Origin of the sequence: Candidatus Aquicultor secundus (genome assembly GCF_002791875.1) — a bacterium.
In the GTDB taxonomy this organism is placed as follows: domain Bacteria; phylum Actinomycetota; class Aquicultoria; order Aquicultorales; family Aquicultoraceae; genus Aquicultor_A; species Aquicultor_A secundus.
Map to the genome: position 1 here is coordinate 1 of NZ_PFNG01000080.1, position 236 is coordinate 236.

Below are 236 nucleotides of genomic sequence, written 5' to 3' on the forward strand. Positions count from 1 at the left end.
GTATGGGCCAGTTCGGCGCTGATCTATTGAAGAGCGGTGACACCGTCCTCACGCATTGAAACGCAGGGGCGCTTGCTACCGTAGGATACGGTACCGCGCTTGCAGGAATCTATGTCGCCCACAAGCAAGGCAAGAAAGTCCACGTCTATGTGGGTGAGACCAGGCCGCTGATGCAAGGGGCCAGGCTTACTACCTGGGAATTAGCAAAGGACAACATACCGGTCACCCTCATCTGC

At 56.4% G+C, this 236-nt stretch carries 1 pseudogene; it reads left to right on the plus strand.

What is annotated here, in order from left to right:
• A pseudogene (locus COY37_RS11770) lies at positions 1–236 on the plus strand (S-methyl-5-thioribose-1-phosphate isomerase); the annotation flags it as partial.